We start from the raw sequence: 17,988 nt of genomic DNA on the forward strand, positions 1-17,988 counted from the left end.
TTGTGTTTACGTGATGAGTTGCAGGGAGTGACGTGTGCCATGAATGATTTCATCCTGCCCGATATCGGCGAGGGGATCGTCGAGTGCGAGCTGGTCAAGTGGTTGATCAAGGAAGGCGATGTGATCGAGGAAGATCAGGCGGTCGCCGAGGTAATGACGGACAAGGCATTGGTGGAAATTCCCGCGCCCCACGCAGGTACCGTGGTTCGTCTGTATTGTCGGGAGGGCGAGATTGCCCGAGTGCATGCACCGCTGTTTGCGGTGGATGAGGCGGGTGAGTCGGATGGGAAGGGTGGGACAGGTGAAGCAGGTGGGGCAGATGGACAAGCAGCGCCGGCTGGCGATCACGCCCCGTCCGGAGCGAAGGCGCCGGGCGCCGACAGCGCGGATCAGACCGCTGGAGAGGCTGTCAGTGAACGACGTTCGCGTGATTTCATCCTCCCGGACATCGGCGAAGGCATTGTCGAATGTGAGGTGGTCACCTGGCATGTGGCCGAGGGTGACAAGGTCGAGGAAGATCAGACGATCGTCGATGTGATGACAGACAAGGCGCTGGTCGAGATCACGGCCTCCGAGCCCGGGCGTATCGTGCGCTTCCATTACGCTCAGGGGGAGAACGCCCGTGTCCATAGCCCCTTGTACGCTTATGTGCCTGACAGCGATGACGCGGCCGACGAGGCATCTGGCGTGGCGCACGAGGCAGTCACGGAGGCAGGGATGGCGCCGGCTGCAGCACAGCACGCTCCGTCTGCCTGTGCCTCAGGCATGTCCCCGGCCCAGGCGCGCATTCCTGCCACGCCGGCGGTTCGTCGTCTGCTGCGCGAGCATGCGCTGGACATCAGCGCCATTGCGGGCTCTGGTCGCAACGGCCGGGTATTGAAAGAGGATGTGCTCGCCTATCTCGCGCGTGATTCCGCGACAGATCGCCCGACAGCATCTCCTGCAGATCAACGCCATCGGGACGTGGCCCCCGCGGCTGCGGTGTCCCCCGATGTGGCGGTGGCCGAGCCGGTGGCGTGCGAGTCGCACGAGCCGCGTGCAGCGCGGCTGGAAGCCAGGCAGGTCCCCCTCAAGGGCGTGGCGGCCGTCATGGCCCGACGCATGGTGCAATCCAGCACCCAGATCCCCCATTTCCATTACGGAGATGAGCTCGATGTGACGGAGCTGCTCGCGCTGCGCGTGCGTCTCAAGTCACGGGCCGACAAGGAGGGGACTCGCCTGACGCTGATGCCTTTCATCATGAAGGCGATGGCATTGGCGGTGCTCGAAGAGCCGATTCTCAATGCAAGTCTCAGTGACGATGAAAGTCAGGTGCTCTATCACGCAAGCTGCAATATCGGCATGGCTGTCGATGGGGCCGCCGGCCTGATGGTGCCCAACGTCAAGGGCGTTGAACGCCTGAGCATCCTCGAGATCGCGCGCGAGGTGGCCAGACTGACCGAGGCGGCACGCGATGGTCGTGTCCCGCAGGCGGATCTCAAGGGTGGCACGCTGTCGATCTCCAACATTGGTGCTCTGGGCGGCACCTATGCGGCCCCGATCATCAATCAGCCCGAGGTCGCCATCGTGGCCCTTGGCCGTACCCAGCGGCTGCCGCGCTTCGATGTCGATGGCAATGTCTGCGCGCGCGACATCATGACGATCACCTGGGCCGGGGATCACCGCATCATCGATGGCGGTACCATCGCTCGCTTCAGCAATCTGTGGAAGCACTATCTGGAGCATCCCGATGAGATGCTGCTGTCGCTGGCATGACGGGGTTCGATGAGGGAGGCGCTTGTCCATGAGTGACGCGCGCGCTCATGAGCGCCTGCAACAGTTCTATATCCCGGAAGAGCAGTCCATCTACCTGCTCTCGCATCATGATGCCAAGAAGCTCAAGGACTGGGTGGCACTGTGCATTGCCCAGCTCGAGGGGCTGGGCTATCGCGAAATCCATCTGGTGGGCAAGGGGGCTTATGGCTTCGTGTTTGCCGGGTGGCGCCCTGGTGAAGGCACGGCCATTCGAGAGGAGCACGTCTTCAAGTTCACGCGGGTCACCTTGCCTCAGGCGTTGCAGGACCGTCTGGAGGAAGAGGCCTTCATGCTCGACCAGGTCGCGCATCCGTTGATTCCGCGCCTGATCAGTTATCAGCGCGTTCGCCGCCAGTCGATACTGGTCATGGAGCGCGCGCCGGGCATCAATCTCGAGGAGTACTCGCTCAAGCATGGCCGCATGTCACCGCGTCTGGTGATCAGGGTCGCCAGTCAGCTTGCCGGGATTCTCAAGTCGCTGCGTGGGTCATCCGCAAGCCCCGACACGCCCGCGGTGGTGCACGGGGATATCAAACCGTCCAACCTGGTCTTCGATGCCGAGCGTGAGCAGGTAGCATTGATCGACTGGGGCAGTGCCGTCTTCGCGCAACTCGACGAGCACATGCAATACCTCACGACCAATGTGATGCAGCTGATGTCGGATGATCTGCAGCAGACCAACGCGCGACTGGGCGATGTCTACTTCATCGGCGAGGAACAGCTCAATGGCGCGCTGTCCTCGCCTCGCTTCGATGAGCAAGGCGTGGCCGCGACACTCTATGCACTGGCGTCAGGGCAGTCGTGTCGCTTCGGCGTGCGGGCCATCCCGGCAACCTCGCTGGGACTGCCACGGGAGTTCGCGCGCATGCTGGATGGCATGCTGGCGGAAGACCCGATGCTGCGAATGCAGGCGGGTGACTACTTCCTGCGCGAGATGCCAAGAATGGCTCGTCTGGTCATGCCGGAACTGCCGTCATCGCCGATACCCTCTCTGCTTCCCGTCTGGGTGAGGCCTGCCGCCCGCGACATCGACACCGTCGTCTATGCCTCGCGCAAATCCTTTCTGCGGGAAGCCTTCGAGATCGATGGCATGGACAGTGCGCAGGCCAACCACGAAGACGGCGACCACGCCAATGCGCTGGATGCCGTCAACGACGTCCAGCTGGATCGCTATTACAAGAACTTCATGCAGGGCATGGGAGATACGGAGAAAGCCTTTCTGGCCGCGGTGAGCCGGCTGGGGAAGTATCCGATCGTCGGGGGACTGGCGATCCGCTGGGAGCCGCAGGGCATCTTCGTGGACACGGCGCTGCACCTGCATGACCCCTCGCTCAAGGCCGCCTTCGTGGTAGCGGTCAACAACATGGTGGCGCTGGCGCGTGCCATCTATCGACAGGGTGTGTTCAAGGCCTGTCTGTTCAATGCGCGTGATACCTTGCACCTGGAGCGCGACGACCCCGAGGACGCCTTCACGCTGCCGCAAGCCTCCCCTCGGCGTGAGGCACTCCGCTTTCCCTATGAAGTCAGCGCCGTTCCGGAGCTGGAGGATGAATCACGAGTGCACTCCTATTTCGAGGATGGCCCGGATCCCGAGGAGTTTCTGGCCCTGCCGGAACAGATCATGAACGCGCTGTCGGAACTCAATCAGATCCATCACACCGGAATGCTGATCTTCGAGGCATTGCCGCATCATCTCAAGATCCACAGTTATTACCGTCTGCTCGACCCTGGGCGTGAAGCCGATTTCGCGCATCTTCTGGATGTCATCCTGGCCGCCGTGCCACTGATTTCCGGACTGGGGGTGTCGGGCTTCATGAAGATGCCCTACAAGAACACCAAGCACTTTGACCACGTCGAAGCGCAGCCCGAGCGCTTCTACCCGCGTGACCCTCGGGTCAACATGACGACTCGGCAGGATCCAGCAGGGCAGGCCAGATAGCAGCGTGACACTGGAGAGAAGCGAGAAGCGAGGAAAGAGAAGCGAGGAAAGAGAAGCGACTTGTCTTGCCGCTATCCAGCAGAAAAACGCCCCACTCAGATTTCAAGCCTGGGCGGGGCGTTTTTCATTCTAGGCTGCGCGTCAGACCACGCCACGGTTTGGCGCAAGGATAACTCGTGATGAGTCATCGGAACGCTACTGCAGCTTCAATCCTTCATCTGGCGCGGCCGTGTCATCGCCTGCGGCGACAGCAGTGCTTCAAGGCGTGCCTCATCCAGCAGGCCTTCCTCGCGCACCAGCTCCAATACGCTGCGACCGCTGACCAGGGCTTCCTTGGCGATGCGGGTCGCGTTGTCATAGCCGATGTAGGGGTTGAGGGCAGTGATCAGGCCGATGGAGTTGTTGACCAGCTCCGCACAGCGATCCCGATTGGCCGTGATGCCGATCACGCAGCGATTCTTGAGCATGGTCATGGCACGGCTCAGCTGGCGGATGGAATCCAGCAGCTTGTAGGCGATCAGCGGCTCCATCACGTTGAGCTGCAACTGGCCGGCTTCCGCCGCCATGGTCAGTGCGGTGTCGTTGCCGATCACATCAAAGGCGACCTGATTGACGGCTTCCGGAATCACCGGATTGACCTTGCCCGGCATGATCGAGCTGCCCGGCTGCTGAGGCGGCAGGTTGATCTCGTTGAAGCCGGTACGCGGGCCGGAAGACAGCAGACGCAGGTCATTGCAGATCTTGGATAGCTTGACCGCGAGGCGCTTGAGCATGCCGTGGAACAGCACGAAGGCCCCCATGTCACTGGTCGCCTCGACCAGGTCCGACGCCGGACGGAAGTCGATGCCGGAACGACGTGCCAATGCCTCGATGGCCAGGGCGCTGTAGCGCGGATCGGCGTTGATGCCGGTGCCGATCGCCGTGCCCCCCAGATTGACTTCCTTGAGCAGCTCGTTGAGGTTGGCGATGCGCTCGACATCTTCGCGCAGGGTGTTGGCGAAGGCGCGGAATTCCTGGCCCAGCGTCATCGGCACCGCATCCTGAAGCTGGGTGCGCCCCATCTTGACGACATCATCGAATTCCAGTGCTTTGCTGGCAAAGGCATTGGCCAGTTCGCTCAGCGCATCCACCAGCATCGAGTGGCTGCGCAGCAGGCCGACACGAATGGCCGTCGGATAGGCGTCATTCGTGGACTGCGCCATGTTGACGTGATTGTTGGGGTGCAGGTGCTGGTAATCCCCTTTGGGATAGCCAAGATATTCCAGCCCGAGGTTGGCGATCACCTCGTTGGCATTCATGTTGGTCGAGGTGCCGGCACCCCCCTGGATCATGTCGACCACGAACTGATTGTGATGATCGCCATTCATCAAGCGTGCACAGGCATGCTGGATGGCATCGTGCTCACGTGTCTCGAGATAGCCCAGCGCGTGATTGGCTTCCGCGGCAGCGGCCTTGACCAATGCCAGGCCTTCCACCAGACGCGGGAAGTGGGACAGCGGCACGCCGGACAGATGGAAGTTGTTGAGTGCACGCTGGGTCTGGACACCGTAATAGGCCTCTGTCGGGACCGGCTCGCGCCCCAGTAGATCCTTCTCGAGGCGGAAACCGTTTGCCAATGCCTCCTGCTCTGCATGGCTGAGATCGGGCTGTGAGGATGGCATGGCGTTCTGAGCGGTTTCCGAGGCACTGTTCACTTGGGCGGAACTCCTGGCTGAAGTACACTGTTGCGCTTGAAGCGCGGTGAGGTGGACAAGGGTAACCAGCAGGATGCCCCGACGACCAATGCCTATCGCCGCTGCCGTATACGTCAAATGCATACGACGAAGGTAGTGATTCTCCCCCGTGAAGCTCACTGCCAGAGACAAGGCGCTACATGACCGGTTTTCACGCATATTGCCGGCATGATCGATATCGATGGGAGTTCGGGTGAACCTGGAAACAAAATGGCTGGAAGATTTCGTCGCGTTGTCCAACACGCGCAGCTTCTCCACCTCGGCTCGCCTCAGACATGTGACCCAACCAGCCTTCAGCCGACGAATTCGCGCGTTGGAGCAGGCCGTGGGCACCACGCTGGTGGATCGTTCGACCACGCCTGTCAGCCTCACGCCGGAAGGGCAGTTGTTCCTGGTGACCGCGCGCAACCTGACCGAGCAGCTGTCCGAATGTCTGGCCCATCTACGGGGGCTTGGGATGGCCAACGAGACGCTGGACATCGCGGCGGCACACTCGCTGGCGCTGGCGTTCTTCCCCAAGTGGATCTCGCGCCTTCAGCAAGGGCTGGGGGAGTTGCCGACGCGGCTCTCCGCCATGAATGTCGGCGATGCCATCCATGCCCTGCGTGAGGGCAACTGCGATCTGATGCTGGCGTATTATGACCCTTACGCCAGCATGCAGCTGGATGCAGAGGCATTCCCCTCCTTCTCGGTGGCCAAGGTCAACATGCTGCCGGTCTGCGTGCCGCTGGAGAACGGCGAGCCACGCTTCCCGCTGACCGGCCAGAGCGAAACCAGTCAGGACGCGATTCCCTTGCTCTCCTATACACAGGGAGCGTTCCTGGGGCGCAGCGTGAAGATGTTGCTCAAGAATGATCCATTGCGGCTTCGCCTGCGCACCGTCTATGAAATGGCGATGGCGGAGGGCCTCAAGGGCATGGCGTTGCAGGGAGTGGGCATGGCGTGGATTCCGGACTTCTGCATTCGTGATGAGCTGGAAAGTGGCAAGCTGGTGAGAGCCGGCAATGACGCCTGGGATATTCCGCTGGAGATTCGTCTCTATCGTTGCTCACTGGTTCACAAGCCGGGGATCGACAAGCTGTGGAAGCAGCTGATGAATCTGCCGCGAGATTTCCTTCAGGCCTGACAGGCCACATCCAGACACGACAACGGCAGGCCAATGGCCTGCCGTTGTCGTGTCTGGCAAAGCTGTCTCCCTCGACGAGTCAGAAACTGCTTTGTCCCGCATGCAAGCCCAGAAAGTTCTGGATGATGAAGAAGTGGTCTTCGAACAAGGTGTCAGGCTCCAGATCCGCCAGTGCCACCCAGCGAGCCTGCTCTTCGCTGTCCTTGCCACTGCTGCGCAGTTTCGGTAGCTGCTGCTCCGGGCGCAGTGCGAAATAGAAGGCCTCTGCCAGCGTGCGACCGCGCCAGCTGCGATGAGGCTCATCGAACAGACGCTGCCCACGCAGTGAGCCACGCAGGACGGGCTCTGGCACCTTGAGCCGCACGCGTTCTCTCAATTCGCGCAGGCAGGCGTCCAGCAGGCGCTCCTGCGACTGGACGAAGCCTCCGGGCAGGGCGTAAAGCCCCTTCCCAGGCGCCGCGCGTCGGGTGGTCAGCAGGATATGCCCTGATTGCACGACGACCGCATTGACCGTGATGAACAGGGGAGGATAGGGCGCGTCACTCCATGCCGCGCGATACTGCTCGAGCAGTCGACGCTCCTCGACCAGACCCTGCCATGCCGTTTCCTCCAGAAAGCCGCGCAGATGTTCTGCGACGCTGCCGGGCAGCAACTCCAGTCCCTCGTTGTCCAGCCAGTCCTCGACTCTGGCCCGCTCGCTGAAGATCACATCGCGGATATGGCTCGCCACCATGCCCTCGTGGTAAGGCCCTGCCACGGATTCCCACTGCGGGAACAGGCTCAGATAATAGCTGGAGCGTGCATTGTCATTGCCGTGGGTGGCCCCGATCAAGGCGATGCGTGGCATGCGATTGGCCTGCGGGCGTGCGATGTCACGCACCTTGCGCTGCACATCCCGCACCCAGACATCGTCGTTGTAGAGAGCATCCAGCAGCGGCACGATTTCCAGTCGGGCATTGGCATCCTCCCCGAAACAGCTGCGAATCATGCGGGTGCGTTCATCGAAGGTGAAAGGGTTGCGCAAGGAACGCGCCTGCCAGGCAGACCCCACCAGGACGATGACCTGGCGTGCACGACGCAGAGCCTCCTCCATGATCGCGACATGACCATGGTGAACGGGTTGGAAGCGCCCGATGAAGACGAGACAGTCATACTGACAGGCGTTGTCTGCCGAGCCCTCGGAGCAGAGCTGAGACGGTGCACGCATGGCGGGCATGAGAGACGATGAGGGCATGAAACGCTCCATGGAATTCTGAAGACTGCGTCTGGGTGGCAGGTCGTGCGTCCCCGATAGCCTATCAGATAACGCGCATACGCTGAGCATGGCCTGGCAGTGTGCGATCTGTCTGCGTCTGGAGGCATCTTTATATTATACCGTTACCTTTTATCTTCGCACAGATATCGATCCTACCCACAACACTGTCATCGACGAGGTGGGAGAGGCGAAAGACAAAAGACGAGAGAGACTGGAGAGACTGGAGAGACTGGAGAGGCGGGGAGAGCGCAATGCTGGCTGATCGCGCCTTGCCTGGCGGCTGAACATCGCAGGATACAAGGGAGGTGACGGCTGAAAGCTGAGAGGGCCGAGGCATCACGCAGACTGGCCCCCCGCAAGGCATGCCTTGCCGGGGGCAGCCGGTATCGCCATGACCCGCGGTGCGTCACGAGATATCGGGAGTACAGGCTCAGGAAGCCTTGGCGGTCAGCACGTCGGTGATCCACTCGACGACCTGCTCACCGTTGGCATTGACGCAGACGTCGACCAGCGGTGTCTGGGACCATTGATTGCCGAGGAACTCGCGTCCTTGCGGCGCGAACAGGGTCTGGCCTTCCGCCAGCCCTTCGACTTCGACGCTCAGGTGGCCACGCTCGACGGTGAACATCTCCGGCTTCATCAGCCAAGCCAGGGCACAGCTGTCGTGCGGACAGCAGCCATCGATGCCACGAGCTTCCTGGTAGAAGGCCTTGTAGAACTGATAGCTGCCGGACAGCACCTCGCCCAGGGCACCTTGCGCGACACGGATGCGCTCGACATGTGCCGGGGACAGCACGCAGCGGTGAGTGGCATCCAGGCCGACCATGGTCAGCGGCCAGCCTGCCGTGAGCACCTTGGAGGCGGCATGCGGGTCGTTGAAGATATTGGCTTCCGCGACCGGAGAGACGTTGCCGCCTTCACGGATGGAGCCACCCATCACGACCACCTGCTTGACCTTGGTGATGATGCTCGGGTCCAGTTGCAGGGCGGTTGCCAGGTTGCCCAGCGGGCCTACCGCGACGAGGGTGATCTCGCCCGGACGCGCATTGACCTGCTCGACGATGAACTGCGGTGCACTGATGGGCAGCGCCTTGCCCTTGGGCTCCGGGATATCCATGTTGCCAAGGCCGTTGGCGCCGTGGATGTGCGCCGGTGCGGGGAACTTGTCCTTGACCAGCGGTTGGGCAGCACCCTGTGCGACCGGGATATTCTGGCCCGCCAGCTCCCCCAGCAACAACGCATTGGACGTGGCGGTCTCGATGGTGACGTTGCCGAAGGTGGTCGTCATGCCGAGGAATTCGATGTCCGGATGTGCCAGGCAGATGGCGATGGCCTGGGCGTCATCAACGCCCGGGTCGGTATCAAAGATGATGGGAGTCTTCATGATGTCCTCTTGCCGATAAAGCCATGAACCGGTGCCATCGGCACCTCAATCAGCGTGCCGTGGGCTGAGCCTCACCCTCAGGAAAGGCTCAGACCTGTCCGGTTCAAGGGGGTGATCGTTCAGTTGCTCAATGCGTCCAGGGGAGGCCACTTCGCCAGGGCGTCAGCGACATCGCTGCTGCCCGGAATGCTGGGAGCGGCGCCTTCACGACTGACACAGAGTGCGGAGGCCGTGCTGGCGCGACGCAGACTGTCTTCGATGTTCATGCCATCGATCTGGCTGGCCAGGTAATAGCCGATGAAGGTATCGCCGGCAGCGGTGGTATCCACCGCCTTCACGCGATGGGCAGGCAGCTGGATGCGCTGCTCGCCCAGCTGATAGCAGACGCCTTCGCTGCCCAGAGTCAGCACGACCTCGGTGGCGGGCAGGCGCTCATGCAGGGCATTGAGCAGCGTGTCGACCGGTGCGCTTTCTTCCAGCTCGACCAGTTGCGCCGCTTCGCCACGGTTCAAGAACAGCACCTGGCAATGCTCCAGCGGGAGATCCAGCACTTCAGCACCCATCGGCGCCGGGTTGAAGGCGATCTTCATGCCCTTGGCATGCGCCATCTCAATGACCTTGCCAAGCGCATTGCACTCGTTCTGAAGCAGCAGCCAATCGCCCTGGGTGACTCCGGAGAACAGCTCGGAGAGGTGTTCGTCGGTGAAGCCATGATTGGCACCAGGGTAAAGGATGATGCTGTTCTCGGCGTGATCATCCACCTGAATGATGGCGTGACCGCTGGCGCTGGCGCTCAGTTCGACCTGAGACGTGATGACACCGGCGCTTTCCAATGGCTCAAGTGCCCAGCGGTCGGCATTGCCGAGACGTCCCCAGTGGGTGACATCTCCGCCTGCGCGTGCCAGAGCGAGGGACTGGTTGGCCCCCTTGCCGCCCAATACCTGACGGAAGGAGTGACTCGCCAGAGTTTCACCGGGGCGAACCAGATGAGGGACCCGGTAGACGTGATCGATATTGATGGAACCGTAGTTGTAAAGCATGCAGCCTCCTTGGGGGCGAGCATCCTAGCAAAGCCTTGGCCGCCTGTCCGCAGTCCTGACACCAAGGTCTGACCTTTTGGACATGTTTGAGCGTTGAAGCGCGAAGTCCACGTATAGGCAAGAGAAGGCGCATACTCGATTCACTTATGGAGGAACCAGGAAATCCGTCAATGCCGGGAACTCAACGTACCCCCATCACCATCAAGAAATGGGTCTGGCGCGCGCTGTTTACCAGTACCATGATCCCGTTGCTGCTGGTAGAGACGGCGCTGGTGGCGGTGTACTTTCTGTCCAACAACGAGATACGTGATGCCAATCTAAATTATCTTCAGGCGCAGTCGAACAGTGAGTTGAATCTGGCCATGCTGCGCGAGGCCAAGAGCCTCAATCGTCAGCTGGAACATATACAGGATCTCTCCACCGGCATGGCGGAACAGGCCCGCATGATTCGACTCGACAGTGCTTCTCCCGTCAGGGCGGAGCAAGCGGCTCGGCATGGATTCGAGCGCAGTGGCGTCTGGGCCAGCCAGAGGGATGAAGGGGATCAGGCCAGTGGCTTCCATGCCGTGCTGCCTGATATCGAGATCGATGTGCCACTGGCATTGCGAATGACGGCCGTGGACCCTCTGATGCGCAATATCGTCTCGACCCACCCCTCGGTCATCCAGACCTTCGTGACGCTGGCGAACTGCTCTGTGCGAATCTATCCCTATGTGGATCTCGTCGAGTTGTTGCCCCCCGATCACGATTGCCGAGACTTCTCCTTCTTCTACCTGGCCGCACCGGCCATGAATCCCGAGCGCCACACTGTCTGGACGGATCTCTATCAGGACCCCGCCGCCAATGGCTGGATGACGTCTGTCGTCACGCCTTTCTATGACGGTGACGAATTCCTCGGTGTGGTAGGCATCGACATGACCCTGGATGTCATCGTCAACCAGATTCTGGCCATGGAGCTGCCCTGGAGCGGTTTCGCGATGCTCTACGATGCCAAGGGGCGCTCACTGGCGGTGCCGTCGCGGGGCGAATCATTGCTGTCTCTGGCACCGGTCGAACAGCCGGACGTCAGCACTCTCCAGGAGGAGGACGTGCTGCGTCCGGCGCAGATGGAGCTGTCCAGACATCCCGTCTTCGCCACCCTGTCCGAGCAGATCCTCGGGCAGCGTCGTGGCTCTGCAAGCGTCTCGGTGGATGGCGAGCCCTTCAAGGTGGCCTGGGAGCATCTGAGCAGCAATGACTGGATCATGTTGAGCATGGTGGAGGAGTCGGCCGTTTTCTCGCGTACCGCCGAGATCGGGCGCAATTTTCAACTGGTCGGCATGGCGCTGGTGGGCGGCCTGATACTCTTCTATCTGAGTTTCTTCCTGCTGATGAGCTGGCGCACCCACCACATCAGTCGCCATCTGTCCGTGCCGCTGGCAGAGCTCAGGGATCGCCTGCATCGTATCGGCATGGGGGCGGAGGTGGATTCCGCAGGGCGTTGCGGTATCGTCGAGCTGGATGATGCCAACCAGACCGCCGAGGAAATGTACCGGCGCCTGCGTCAGACCCAGCAGGAACTCCAGGCCAGTGAGCGACGCTTGCTCGACTCCCTGGAAGCCAGTGGCGACAGTCTGTGGGAGATGGATATTCCCGGGCGCATCATCTACATTCACCCCAATCTGTGGCGGATGCTGGGAGCGACAGGGCGTGAGCCACTGGTGATGCGCGAGCTGGACTTTGATCGGCTGATCCATCCTGATGACCTGGAAGCCGTGCATGTCCTGCGTCACCGCGTGTTCACCACCTTCGGCGATACCTTCGAATGTCAGTACCGCATGCGCGCCCCGGGAGAGGAGGATCTGCGGCACATCGAAAGCATGGGCTGCAATGCGCATCCTGATCTGGCGGTTGAACCGGGCATCGAGCCGCAAGGGGGCGAGGGCCATGCGGCATCGTCGGCGAGTCGGCATGACGAGGATCAGGCGGCGGATGCCATTGATTGGGTATTGCTCATCTCGCGCGGGCGGGTAGTGACGTGGGATGCCGAAGGCCACCCCGTCAAGGCCGCCGGCATGCATATCCGTATCGACAGATCCTCATTTGCCAGCCACCTGCGCTGAGCGAACTCAAGAGTGATCTCAGGCTAGCTGCCATCGATGTCGCGTCACTCCTCTTGAATGACGCAGCAATCCCGGCACCAGAAGGGGGCCAGATGCCTTGTGCATCTGGCCCCCTTCTGGTGTCTATCCATGCTTCTGCCAGCGGGCGGGCATAGCAATGCAGCCCCCTCGTCCATGTCTCAGACGTTTTCGCCGAGATAGGCCTCGATATTGGCAAGACTCAGATCCAATATGTTCTGACGCGCTTCACGACTGATCCAGGCATTGTGGGGCGTGACGATGAGATTCCATCCGGCCTCAGACGCCGTGCGGCCGTTAGCCAGCGCTGTCAGAAGGGCATGGCCCTCCCGGGGCGGCTCCTCCGGCAGGCTGTCGACGGCCAGTCCACCGAGGTGCCCACGCTTCAAGGCGGCAAGTGCAGCCTCTTCATCGATGATGCCACCGCGTGCACAGTTGATGAGCAGGGCACCGGGCTTCAGCAACGCCAGGGCCTGCTCGTCGATCAGATGGTGTGTCTCCGGCGTCAGGGGGCAGTGCAGGCTGATGACGTCCGCTTCAGGCAGGAGGTGTTTCAGGCTCGGTCGTTGAGACGTCGACTCACTGCCCGGGCGCGCGGCGAAGGTGACGCGCATGTCGAACGCCTCCGCCAACCTGCCCACGGCAGTCCCCAGCTCCCCCTTGCCGACGATCACCAGATGCTTGCCGGCCAGCTGCAGGGTGGGGCGGCCCATCAGGCAGAAGGTATTGCTGCGCTGCCATTCACCGCTCGCGACATCTCCCTGGTAGCCAGGCAGTTGTCCGGCCAGTGCCAGCATCAACATCCAGGTGTGCTGTGCGACAGAGGCGGTGCCATAGGCCGCGACGTTCATGACGCGTATGCCTTGCGCCCTTGCCGCTTCCATGTCGATGTTGTTGGTGCCGGTGGCCATGACGGCGATCAGCTTCAATGTCGGCAGGGCCTCCAGATGCTGCGCCTCCAGGCGTACCTTGTTGACCAGCACGATCTCGGCACCCTCCAGACGCTCCACGACCTGCTCGGGCAACGTGGCATCATGGCAGACCAGCCCATTGACCCGGTCCTTCAGGCGGCTGAAGTCAAGGCCGTCGCCAAGTGATGCCATGTCGAGCATCACGGCCTGCGGGCCAGCACCAGCGGCAGCAGTAGGGGAAGTTGCAGATGCGAGTTGGGGATCAGACATCGGTGTCCTCATGACGTGAGACGGCCGGGCGGCAGTGAATGAGGCCTGACCCTGGCCGGGCATGACGGCGCATTGCCGGGAATCTATCGAGGTGTTGCCCCGCAAGGGGCCGAGCACGCTATAATGTGGCCCTTTCGCTTTGACTTGAAAGACGTTCAACTGGCCTTATTGTACGCGTTCCGAAGCTGTGCTTGAGATGTCACTCATATTGATGTCTCCGGCACGTCTGATGCAAGGGCGCCGCAAGGCATAACATTGTCATGGTCTGCGACTCGCATTCATGCGCTCGGGACCAGTATCGTCAGGAAAAAACCATGCCGATCTATGAATACCACTGCAAGGCCTGTGGCCATCGGATGGACAAGTTGCAGAAGATCAGCGCCGCGCCGCTGACGGAATGTCCGGAATGCAAGACGGACCAGCTGGAAAAGCTGGTATCCGCCGCCGGTTTCCGTCTGGCGGGCAGTGGCTGGTACGAAACGGATTTCAAGTCCGGCAGCAAGAAGAATCTGGCCGGAGGTGGCGATAGCTCGTCCTGATGTCTCCCGTCATCAGGCCAGCTGTCATGCCTGCCATCCATGTGCAAGGTCATGCATGAGTGGCAGGCATCTCCAGCGTCAGGCCCTCTGAGACAGACGCGCACCAGTGCGTCGATCACGAATTTGAGCAACAAGGAATCAACATGCGCAGCCACTATTGCGGCAAACTGAACGAGACCCTGATCGATCAGGATGTCACTCTGTGCGGGTGGGTGCACCGCCGTCGCGACCACGGTGGCGTCATCTTCCTCGACATGCGCGACCGTGACGGTATCGCCCAGATCGTCGTCGATCCGGACACCGTCGATGCCTTCGCCACTGCCGACAAGGCGCGCAGCGAGTACGTCCTGCGCATCAAGGGCCGTATTCGCATGCGCCCGGAAGGCACCCAGAACCCGAACATGCCGACAGGCATGATCGAAGTGCTGGCCAAGGATGTCGAAGTGCTCAACACCGCACAGACGCCGCCGTTCCAGCTGGACGACCACAACAAGGTCGGTGAGGAAGTTCGCCTCAAGTATCGTTATGTCGACCTGCGTCGTCCGGACATGATCGACAAGCTGCGCCTGCGTTCACGCATCACCCACAGCGTGCGTGCCCAGCTGGAAGCCCTGGGCTTCCTCGACATCGAAACCCCGATTCTCACGCGTGCCACGCCGGAAGGGGCACGTGACTATCTGGTGCCGAGCCGCACCTATGCCGGCAGCTTCTTCGCGCTGCCGCAGTCTCCGCAGCTGTTCAAGCAGCTGTTGATGGTCGCCGGTGTCGATCGTTACTACCAGATCGCCAAGTGCTTCCGTGACGAGGATCTGCGCGCCGATCGTCAGCCGGAATTCACCCAGATCGACCTCGAGGCCAGCTTCGTCGACGAGAAGGACATCATGGGCATGACCGAGACCATGATCCGTGGTCTCTACAAGGAAGTGCTGGATGTCGAGCTGGGCGACTTCCCGACCATGCCGTATTCCGAAGCCATGCAGCGCTTCGGTTCCGACAAGCCGGACCTGCGCATCCCGCTGGAGCTGGTCGATGTCGATGACCTGATGAGCGGTGTGGACTTCAAGGTCTTCTCCGGCCCGGCCAAGGATGACAAGGGCCGTGTCGCCGCGCTGCGTGTACCGGGCGGTGCCAGCCTGTCACGCAAGGAAATCGACGCCTACACCAAGTTCGTCGGCATCTACGGTGCCAAGGGCCTGGCGTGGATCAAGGTCAACGAGCGTGCCAAGGGCATCGAGGGTCTGCAGTCGCCGATCGTCAAGTTCATGGAAGACGTCGTGGATGACGTGCTGGACCGCTGTGGCGCCGTCGATGGCGACATCGTGTTCTTCGGTGCCGACAAGGCCAACATCGTGGCCGAGGCCATCGGTGCGCTGCGCGTCAAGCTGGGCGAAGACCTCAACCTCTACACCCGCGAATGGGCACCGCTGTGGGTCGTCGACTTCCCGATGTTCGAAGCCGATGCCAATGGCCGCCTGAGCGCGCTGCACCACCCGTTCACCGCGCCGTCCTGCACCCCGGAAGAACTCAAGGCCGACCCGGAAGCGGCACTGTCTCGCGCCTATGACATGGTCATCAACGGCACTGAGCTGGGTGGCGGTTCCATCCGTATCCACGACCAGGCCATGCAGCGTACCGTGTTCGAAGTGCTGGGCATCGGCGAAGAGGAAGCGGAAGAGAAGTTCGGCTTCCTGCTCGACGCGCTCAAGTTCGGCGCGCCGCCCCATGGTGGTCTGGCCTTCGGTCTCGACCGTCTGGTCATGCTGATGACCGGCGCCAAGACCATTCGTGAAGTCATCGCCTTCCCGAAGACCCAGAGCGCTGGCTGCATGATGACCGACGCCCCGGGGGAAGTCAGCGGTGAGCAGCTCAAGGAGCTGAACATCCGTCTGCGTCAGAAGGTCAAGGTTGAAGAGGAAGGCGGTCAGGCCTGATCCAGGCGAATGACCCCGGGGTGATCAACCTCTCCTGACAGGCGCCATCAGCGCCCGGGAGAGGGGGAGTCCCGCGCAAGCGGGCAAGTGACCCCCGGCAAGGCGGTGTGAGACTGTTACCTGCAGATGATGCAGGCAATGACAGTGTCGCACCGCCTTTTTTGTGGCATTGTGGCTGGTTATATACACAGTAAGCACGAAAGACGACAGGGGTGGAGAGGCAATGAGTGTGAGACGTGAGGCGGTGGCATGATCATTCTTGGCATTGATCCGGGGTCACGCCTGACCGGTTACGGCGTACTGGACGTCTCGGCGGCTCAGCCCCGCTATGTGGACAGTGGTTGCATCCGCATGTCCCAGGTCAGCCTCGACCAGCGGTTGGCGCAGATCTACGCCGGTATCAGTGAAGTGATTGCCATGCATTGCCCGGCGGAGTTCGCCATCGAGCAGGTCTTCATGTCCAAGAATGCCGACTCCGCGCTCAAGCTCGGTCAGGCACGTGGGGCAGCCATCGTGTGTGCAGCGAACCACGGCCTGCCGGTATCAGAGTATGGGCCGCGACAGATCAAGCAGGCTGTCACGGGGTCCGGTGCAGCAGACAAGGCCCAGGTCCAGCATATGGTGACCCATACGCTCAAGCTGTCTGCAACGCCTCAGGCGGATGCCGCGGATGCTCTGGCCATCGCGCTGACACATTGCTTTGCACGCATGCGACTGACTCCGAGCAGCGCGCAGCTGGAGGCATTGGGTCTGGGGGCGGGTGCAGGGCGCAAGAGCTCCCGCGCACGACGCAGCAGTAGCTGGCGTGACTTTGAGCCGGGCAAATGAGGTGTCTGCCGGTCACGTAGGGTCTGAATAGTGTCTGGTCAGGGGCTGAAGAGAGTGGGGAGCAGACTTCGGCGTGTACTGAAGGCGGCCTCTACAGGCGAGAAGTGACAAGCCCGCTTGCGCCAGATACGCTATCGTTATCAATAAATTCCAATTTTTCAGTCACTTGTGGGCTTGTTTTCACGATGTCAGGCAGCATCTTGCGTTCTGCTGGCTTCCGCATGCTGCCTGCATCTGGCCTCATGGCTACAAGTGACTGTCAGATTCATGCGACAAAATCGTCGTGACACTCGGACATGCCGCCTGCACGTTATCTTTGGTAGGCTTGCCCGCATCGCAACAACCCGTGCCGCCTGACACCTGATGTGATGAGCAGGCGGCACTGAAGACTCAAGGACAGCCCGAAACATGATTGGACGTCTGACCGGGCGTTTGCTCGAAAAGCAGCCGCCTCATCTGGTACTCGATGTACAGGGTGTGGGCTATGAACTTGAAGCCTCCATGAATACCTTGCTGGGTCTGCCGGCTGTCGGGGAGGACTGTCAGCTGTTCACCCATCTGGTCGTGCGTGAAGACGCCCAGTTGCTTTATGGCTTCGGCAAGGAGCCGGAGCGTCGTCTGTTCCGGGAATTGATCAAGATTTCCGGGGTCGGGCCGCGCCTGGCGCTGGCGATTCTCTCGGGAATGGAGCAGGCCGATTTCATTCGCTGCGTGCACGACGAAGACAGTCGGGCACTGACTCGCTTGCCCGGCGTCGGCAAGAAGACGGCGGACCGCCTGATCATCGAGATGCGCGACCGGCTCAAGCATTGGACGATTCCGCAGGACGATGGTCTGTCGGAAATGGCGCGCGCTTCGCAGCCACAGCCGCCGGTTACCCATCCCCTGGCCGACGCCGAAGCCGCTCTGGTCGCGCTGGGCTACAAGCCGGTCGAGGCGGCCAAGATGCTCTCGGGACTCGAGACAGGTGCCTCCACGGAAGCCCTCATCAAGGCGGCGTTGGCCCGCAAGATGGCCAGCTAGCGCACGTGTCTCGTGCCTGATAGCGTGAATGACAGAATAGGCACGATCTGATTGGATTTATTGACTAGGGAATGGCCGTCGACTGGGGTAGAAAG

The 17,988-nt window shown here is 61.3% G+C and carries 13 protein-coding genes; 8 read left to right on the top strand and 5 right to left on the bottom strand.

Going from position 1 to position 17,988, the window contains the following annotated elements:
• Positions 1 to 39: 39 nt before the first annotated feature.
• Positions 40 to 1,755: a dihydrolipoyllysine-residue acetyltransferase gene (locus tag OW493_RS05495; protein WP_289863521.1), complete on the top strand. Its 1,716-nt coding sequence runs from the start codon at positions 40 to 42 to the stop codon at positions 1,753 to 1,755.
• 28 nt (positions 1,756 to 1,783) lie between these two features.
• Positions 1,784 to 3,733, top strand: a complete 1,950-nt coding sequence (locus tag OW493_RS05500; RefSeq protein ID WP_289863523.1) for a phosphotransferase — start codon at positions 1,784 to 1,786, stop codon at positions 3,731 to 3,733.
• 206 nt (positions 3,734 to 3,939) lie between these two features.
• Here OW493_RS05500 and OW493_RS05505 read toward each other — a convergent pair whose 3' ends face one another.
• The gene (locus tag OW493_RS05505; RefSeq protein WP_289863698.1) at positions 3,940 to 5,394 is read right to left on the bottom strand and encodes an aspartate ammonia-lyase; all 1,455 of its coding nucleotides are present in this window, start codon (positions 5,392 to 5,394) and stop codon (positions 3,940 to 3,942) included.
• Positions 5,395 to 5,659: 265 nt separating this feature from the next.
• Here OW493_RS05505 and OW493_RS05510 point away from each other — a divergent pair, with 265 nt between their 5' ends.
• Positions 5,660 to 6,592, top strand: coding sequence for a LysR substrate-binding domain-containing protein (locus OW493_RS05510; protein WP_077377372.1), 933 nt, complete (start codon positions 5,660 to 5,662; stop codon positions 6,590 to 6,592).
• Positions 6,593 to 6,671: 79 nt separating this feature from the next.
• Here OW493_RS05510 and OW493_RS05515 read toward each other — a convergent pair whose 3' ends face one another.
• From OW493_RS05515 to OW493_RS05525, 3 genes are all read right to left on the bottom strand, one after another.
• Positions 6,672 to 7,799: a bifunctional nicotinamide-nucleotide adenylyltransferase/Nudix hydroxylase gene (locus tag OW493_RS05515; protein ID WP_240499743.1), complete on the bottom strand. Its 1,128-nt coding sequence runs from the start codon at positions 7,797 to 7,799 to the stop codon at positions 6,672 to 6,674.
• 478 nt (positions 7,800 to 8,277) lie between these two features.
• On the bottom strand, positions 8,278 to 9,231 hold the full coding sequence (locus OW493_RS05520) for a nucleoside hydrolase (protein ID WP_077376524.1): 954 nt from the start codon (positions 9,229 to 9,231) through the stop codon (positions 8,278 to 8,280).
• Positions 9,232 to 9,350: 119 nt separating this feature from the next.
• Positions 9,351 to 10,271, bottom strand: a complete 921-nt coding sequence (locus tag OW493_RS05525; protein ID WP_077376521.1) for a ribokinase — start codon at positions 10,269 to 10,271, stop codon at positions 9,351 to 9,353.
• A 170-nt stretch (positions 10,272 to 10,441) separates the two neighbouring features.
• Here OW493_RS05525 and OW493_RS05530 point away from each other — a divergent pair, with 170 nt between their 5' ends.
• Entirely contained in the window at positions 10,442 to 12,373 is a 1,932-nt protein-coding gene (locus OW493_RS05530) for a hypothetical protein (protein WP_289863529.1), read from the top strand.
• Between the two features lie 179 nt (positions 12,374 to 12,552).
• On the opposite strand, the gene OW493_RS05535 is transcribed toward OW493_RS05530, so the two are convergent.
• Positions 12,553 to 13,572, bottom strand: coding sequence for a D-2-hydroxyacid dehydrogenase (locus OW493_RS05535; protein WP_289863531.1), 1,020 nt, complete (start codon positions 13,570 to 13,572; stop codon positions 12,553 to 12,555).
• A gap of 314 nt (positions 13,573 to 13,886) precedes the next feature.
• On the opposite strand from OW493_RS05535, the gene OW493_RS05540 reads away from it, so the two are divergent.
• From OW493_RS05540 to ruvA, 4 genes are all read left to right on the top strand, one after another.
• Positions 13,887 to 14,111 (top strand): zinc ribbon domain-containing protein, encoded by a 225-nt coding sequence (locus OW493_RS05540; protein ID WP_136937831.1) that lies wholly within the window; start codon positions 13,887 to 13,889, stop codon positions 14,109 to 14,111.
• A gap of 143 nt (positions 14,112 to 14,254) precedes the next feature.
• The gene (aspS, locus tag OW493_RS05545; protein ID WP_191236994.1) at positions 14,255 to 16,042 is read left to right on the top strand and encodes an aspartate--tRNA ligase; all 1,788 of its coding nucleotides are present in this window, start codon (positions 14,255 to 14,257) and stop codon (positions 16,040 to 16,042) included.
• Between the two features lie 249 nt (positions 16,043 to 16,291).
• Positions 16,292 to 16,870, top strand: coding sequence for a crossover junction endodeoxyribonuclease RuvC (ruvC, locus tag OW493_RS05550; RefSeq protein WP_289863533.1), 579 nt, complete (start codon positions 16,292 to 16,294; stop codon positions 16,868 to 16,870).
• Between the two features lie 408 nt (positions 16,871 to 17,278).
• A complete protein-coding gene (ruvA, locus tag OW493_RS05555; protein ID WP_077376504.1) occupies positions 17,279 to 17,893 on the top strand; it encodes a Holliday junction branch migration protein RuvA in 615 nt (204 codons plus the stop codon).
• Positions 17,894 to 17,988 lie beyond the last annotated feature (95 nt).

The organism is Cobetia sp. 14N.309.X.WAT.E.A4 (assembly GCF_030397495.1).
Lineage (GTDB): Bacteria > Pseudomonadota > Gammaproteobacteria > Pseudomonadales > Halomonadaceae > Cobetia > Cobetia marina.

Bases quoted from the DNA above. Each gene is read 5' to 3' on its own strand.
- OW493_RS05495 (WP_289863521.1), top strand. From the start codon at position 40: ATGAATGATTTCATCCTGCCCGATATCGGCGAGGGGATCGTCGAGTGC.
- OW493_RS05500 (WP_289863523.1), top strand. From the start codon at position 1,784: ATGAGTGACGCGCGCGCTCATGAGCGCCTGCAACAGTTCTATATCCCG.
- OW493_RS05505 (WP_289863698.1), bottom strand. From the start codon at position 5,394: ATGCCATCCTCACAGCCCGATCTCAGCCATGCAGAGCAGGAGGCATTG.
- OW493_RS05515 (WP_240499743.1), bottom strand. From the start codon at position 7,799: ATGCGTGCACCGTCTCAGCTCTGCTCCGAGGGCTCGGCAGACAACGCC.
- OW493_RS05520 (WP_077376524.1), bottom strand. From the start codon at position 9,231: ATGAAGACTCCCATCATCTTTGATACCGACCCGGGCGTTGATGACGCC.
- OW493_RS05525 (WP_077376521.1), bottom strand. From the start codon at position 10,271: ATGCTTTACAACTACGGTTCCATCAATATCGATCACGTCTACCGGGTC.
- OW493_RS05530 (WP_289863529.1), top strand. From the start codon at position 10,442: ATGCCGGGAACTCAACGTACCCCCATCACCATCAAGAAATGGGTCTGG.
- OW493_RS05535 (WP_289863531.1), bottom strand. From the start codon at position 13,572: ATGTCTGATCCCCAACTCGCATCTGCAACTTCCCCTACTGCTGCCGCT.
- OW493_RS05540 (WP_136937831.1), top strand. From the start codon at position 13,887: ATGCCGATCTATGAATACCACTGCAAGGCCTGTGGCCATCGGATGGAC.
- aspS (WP_191236994.1), top strand. From the start codon at position 14,255: ATGCGCAGCCACTATTGCGGCAAACTGAACGAGACCCTGATCGATCAG.
- ruvC (WP_289863533.1), top strand. From the start codon at position 16,292: ATGATCATTCTTGGCATTGATCCGGGGTCACGCCTGACCGGTTACGGC.
- ruvA (WP_077376504.1), top strand. From the start codon at position 17,279: ATGATTGGACGTCTGACCGGGCGTTTGCTCGAAAAGCAGCCGCCTCAT.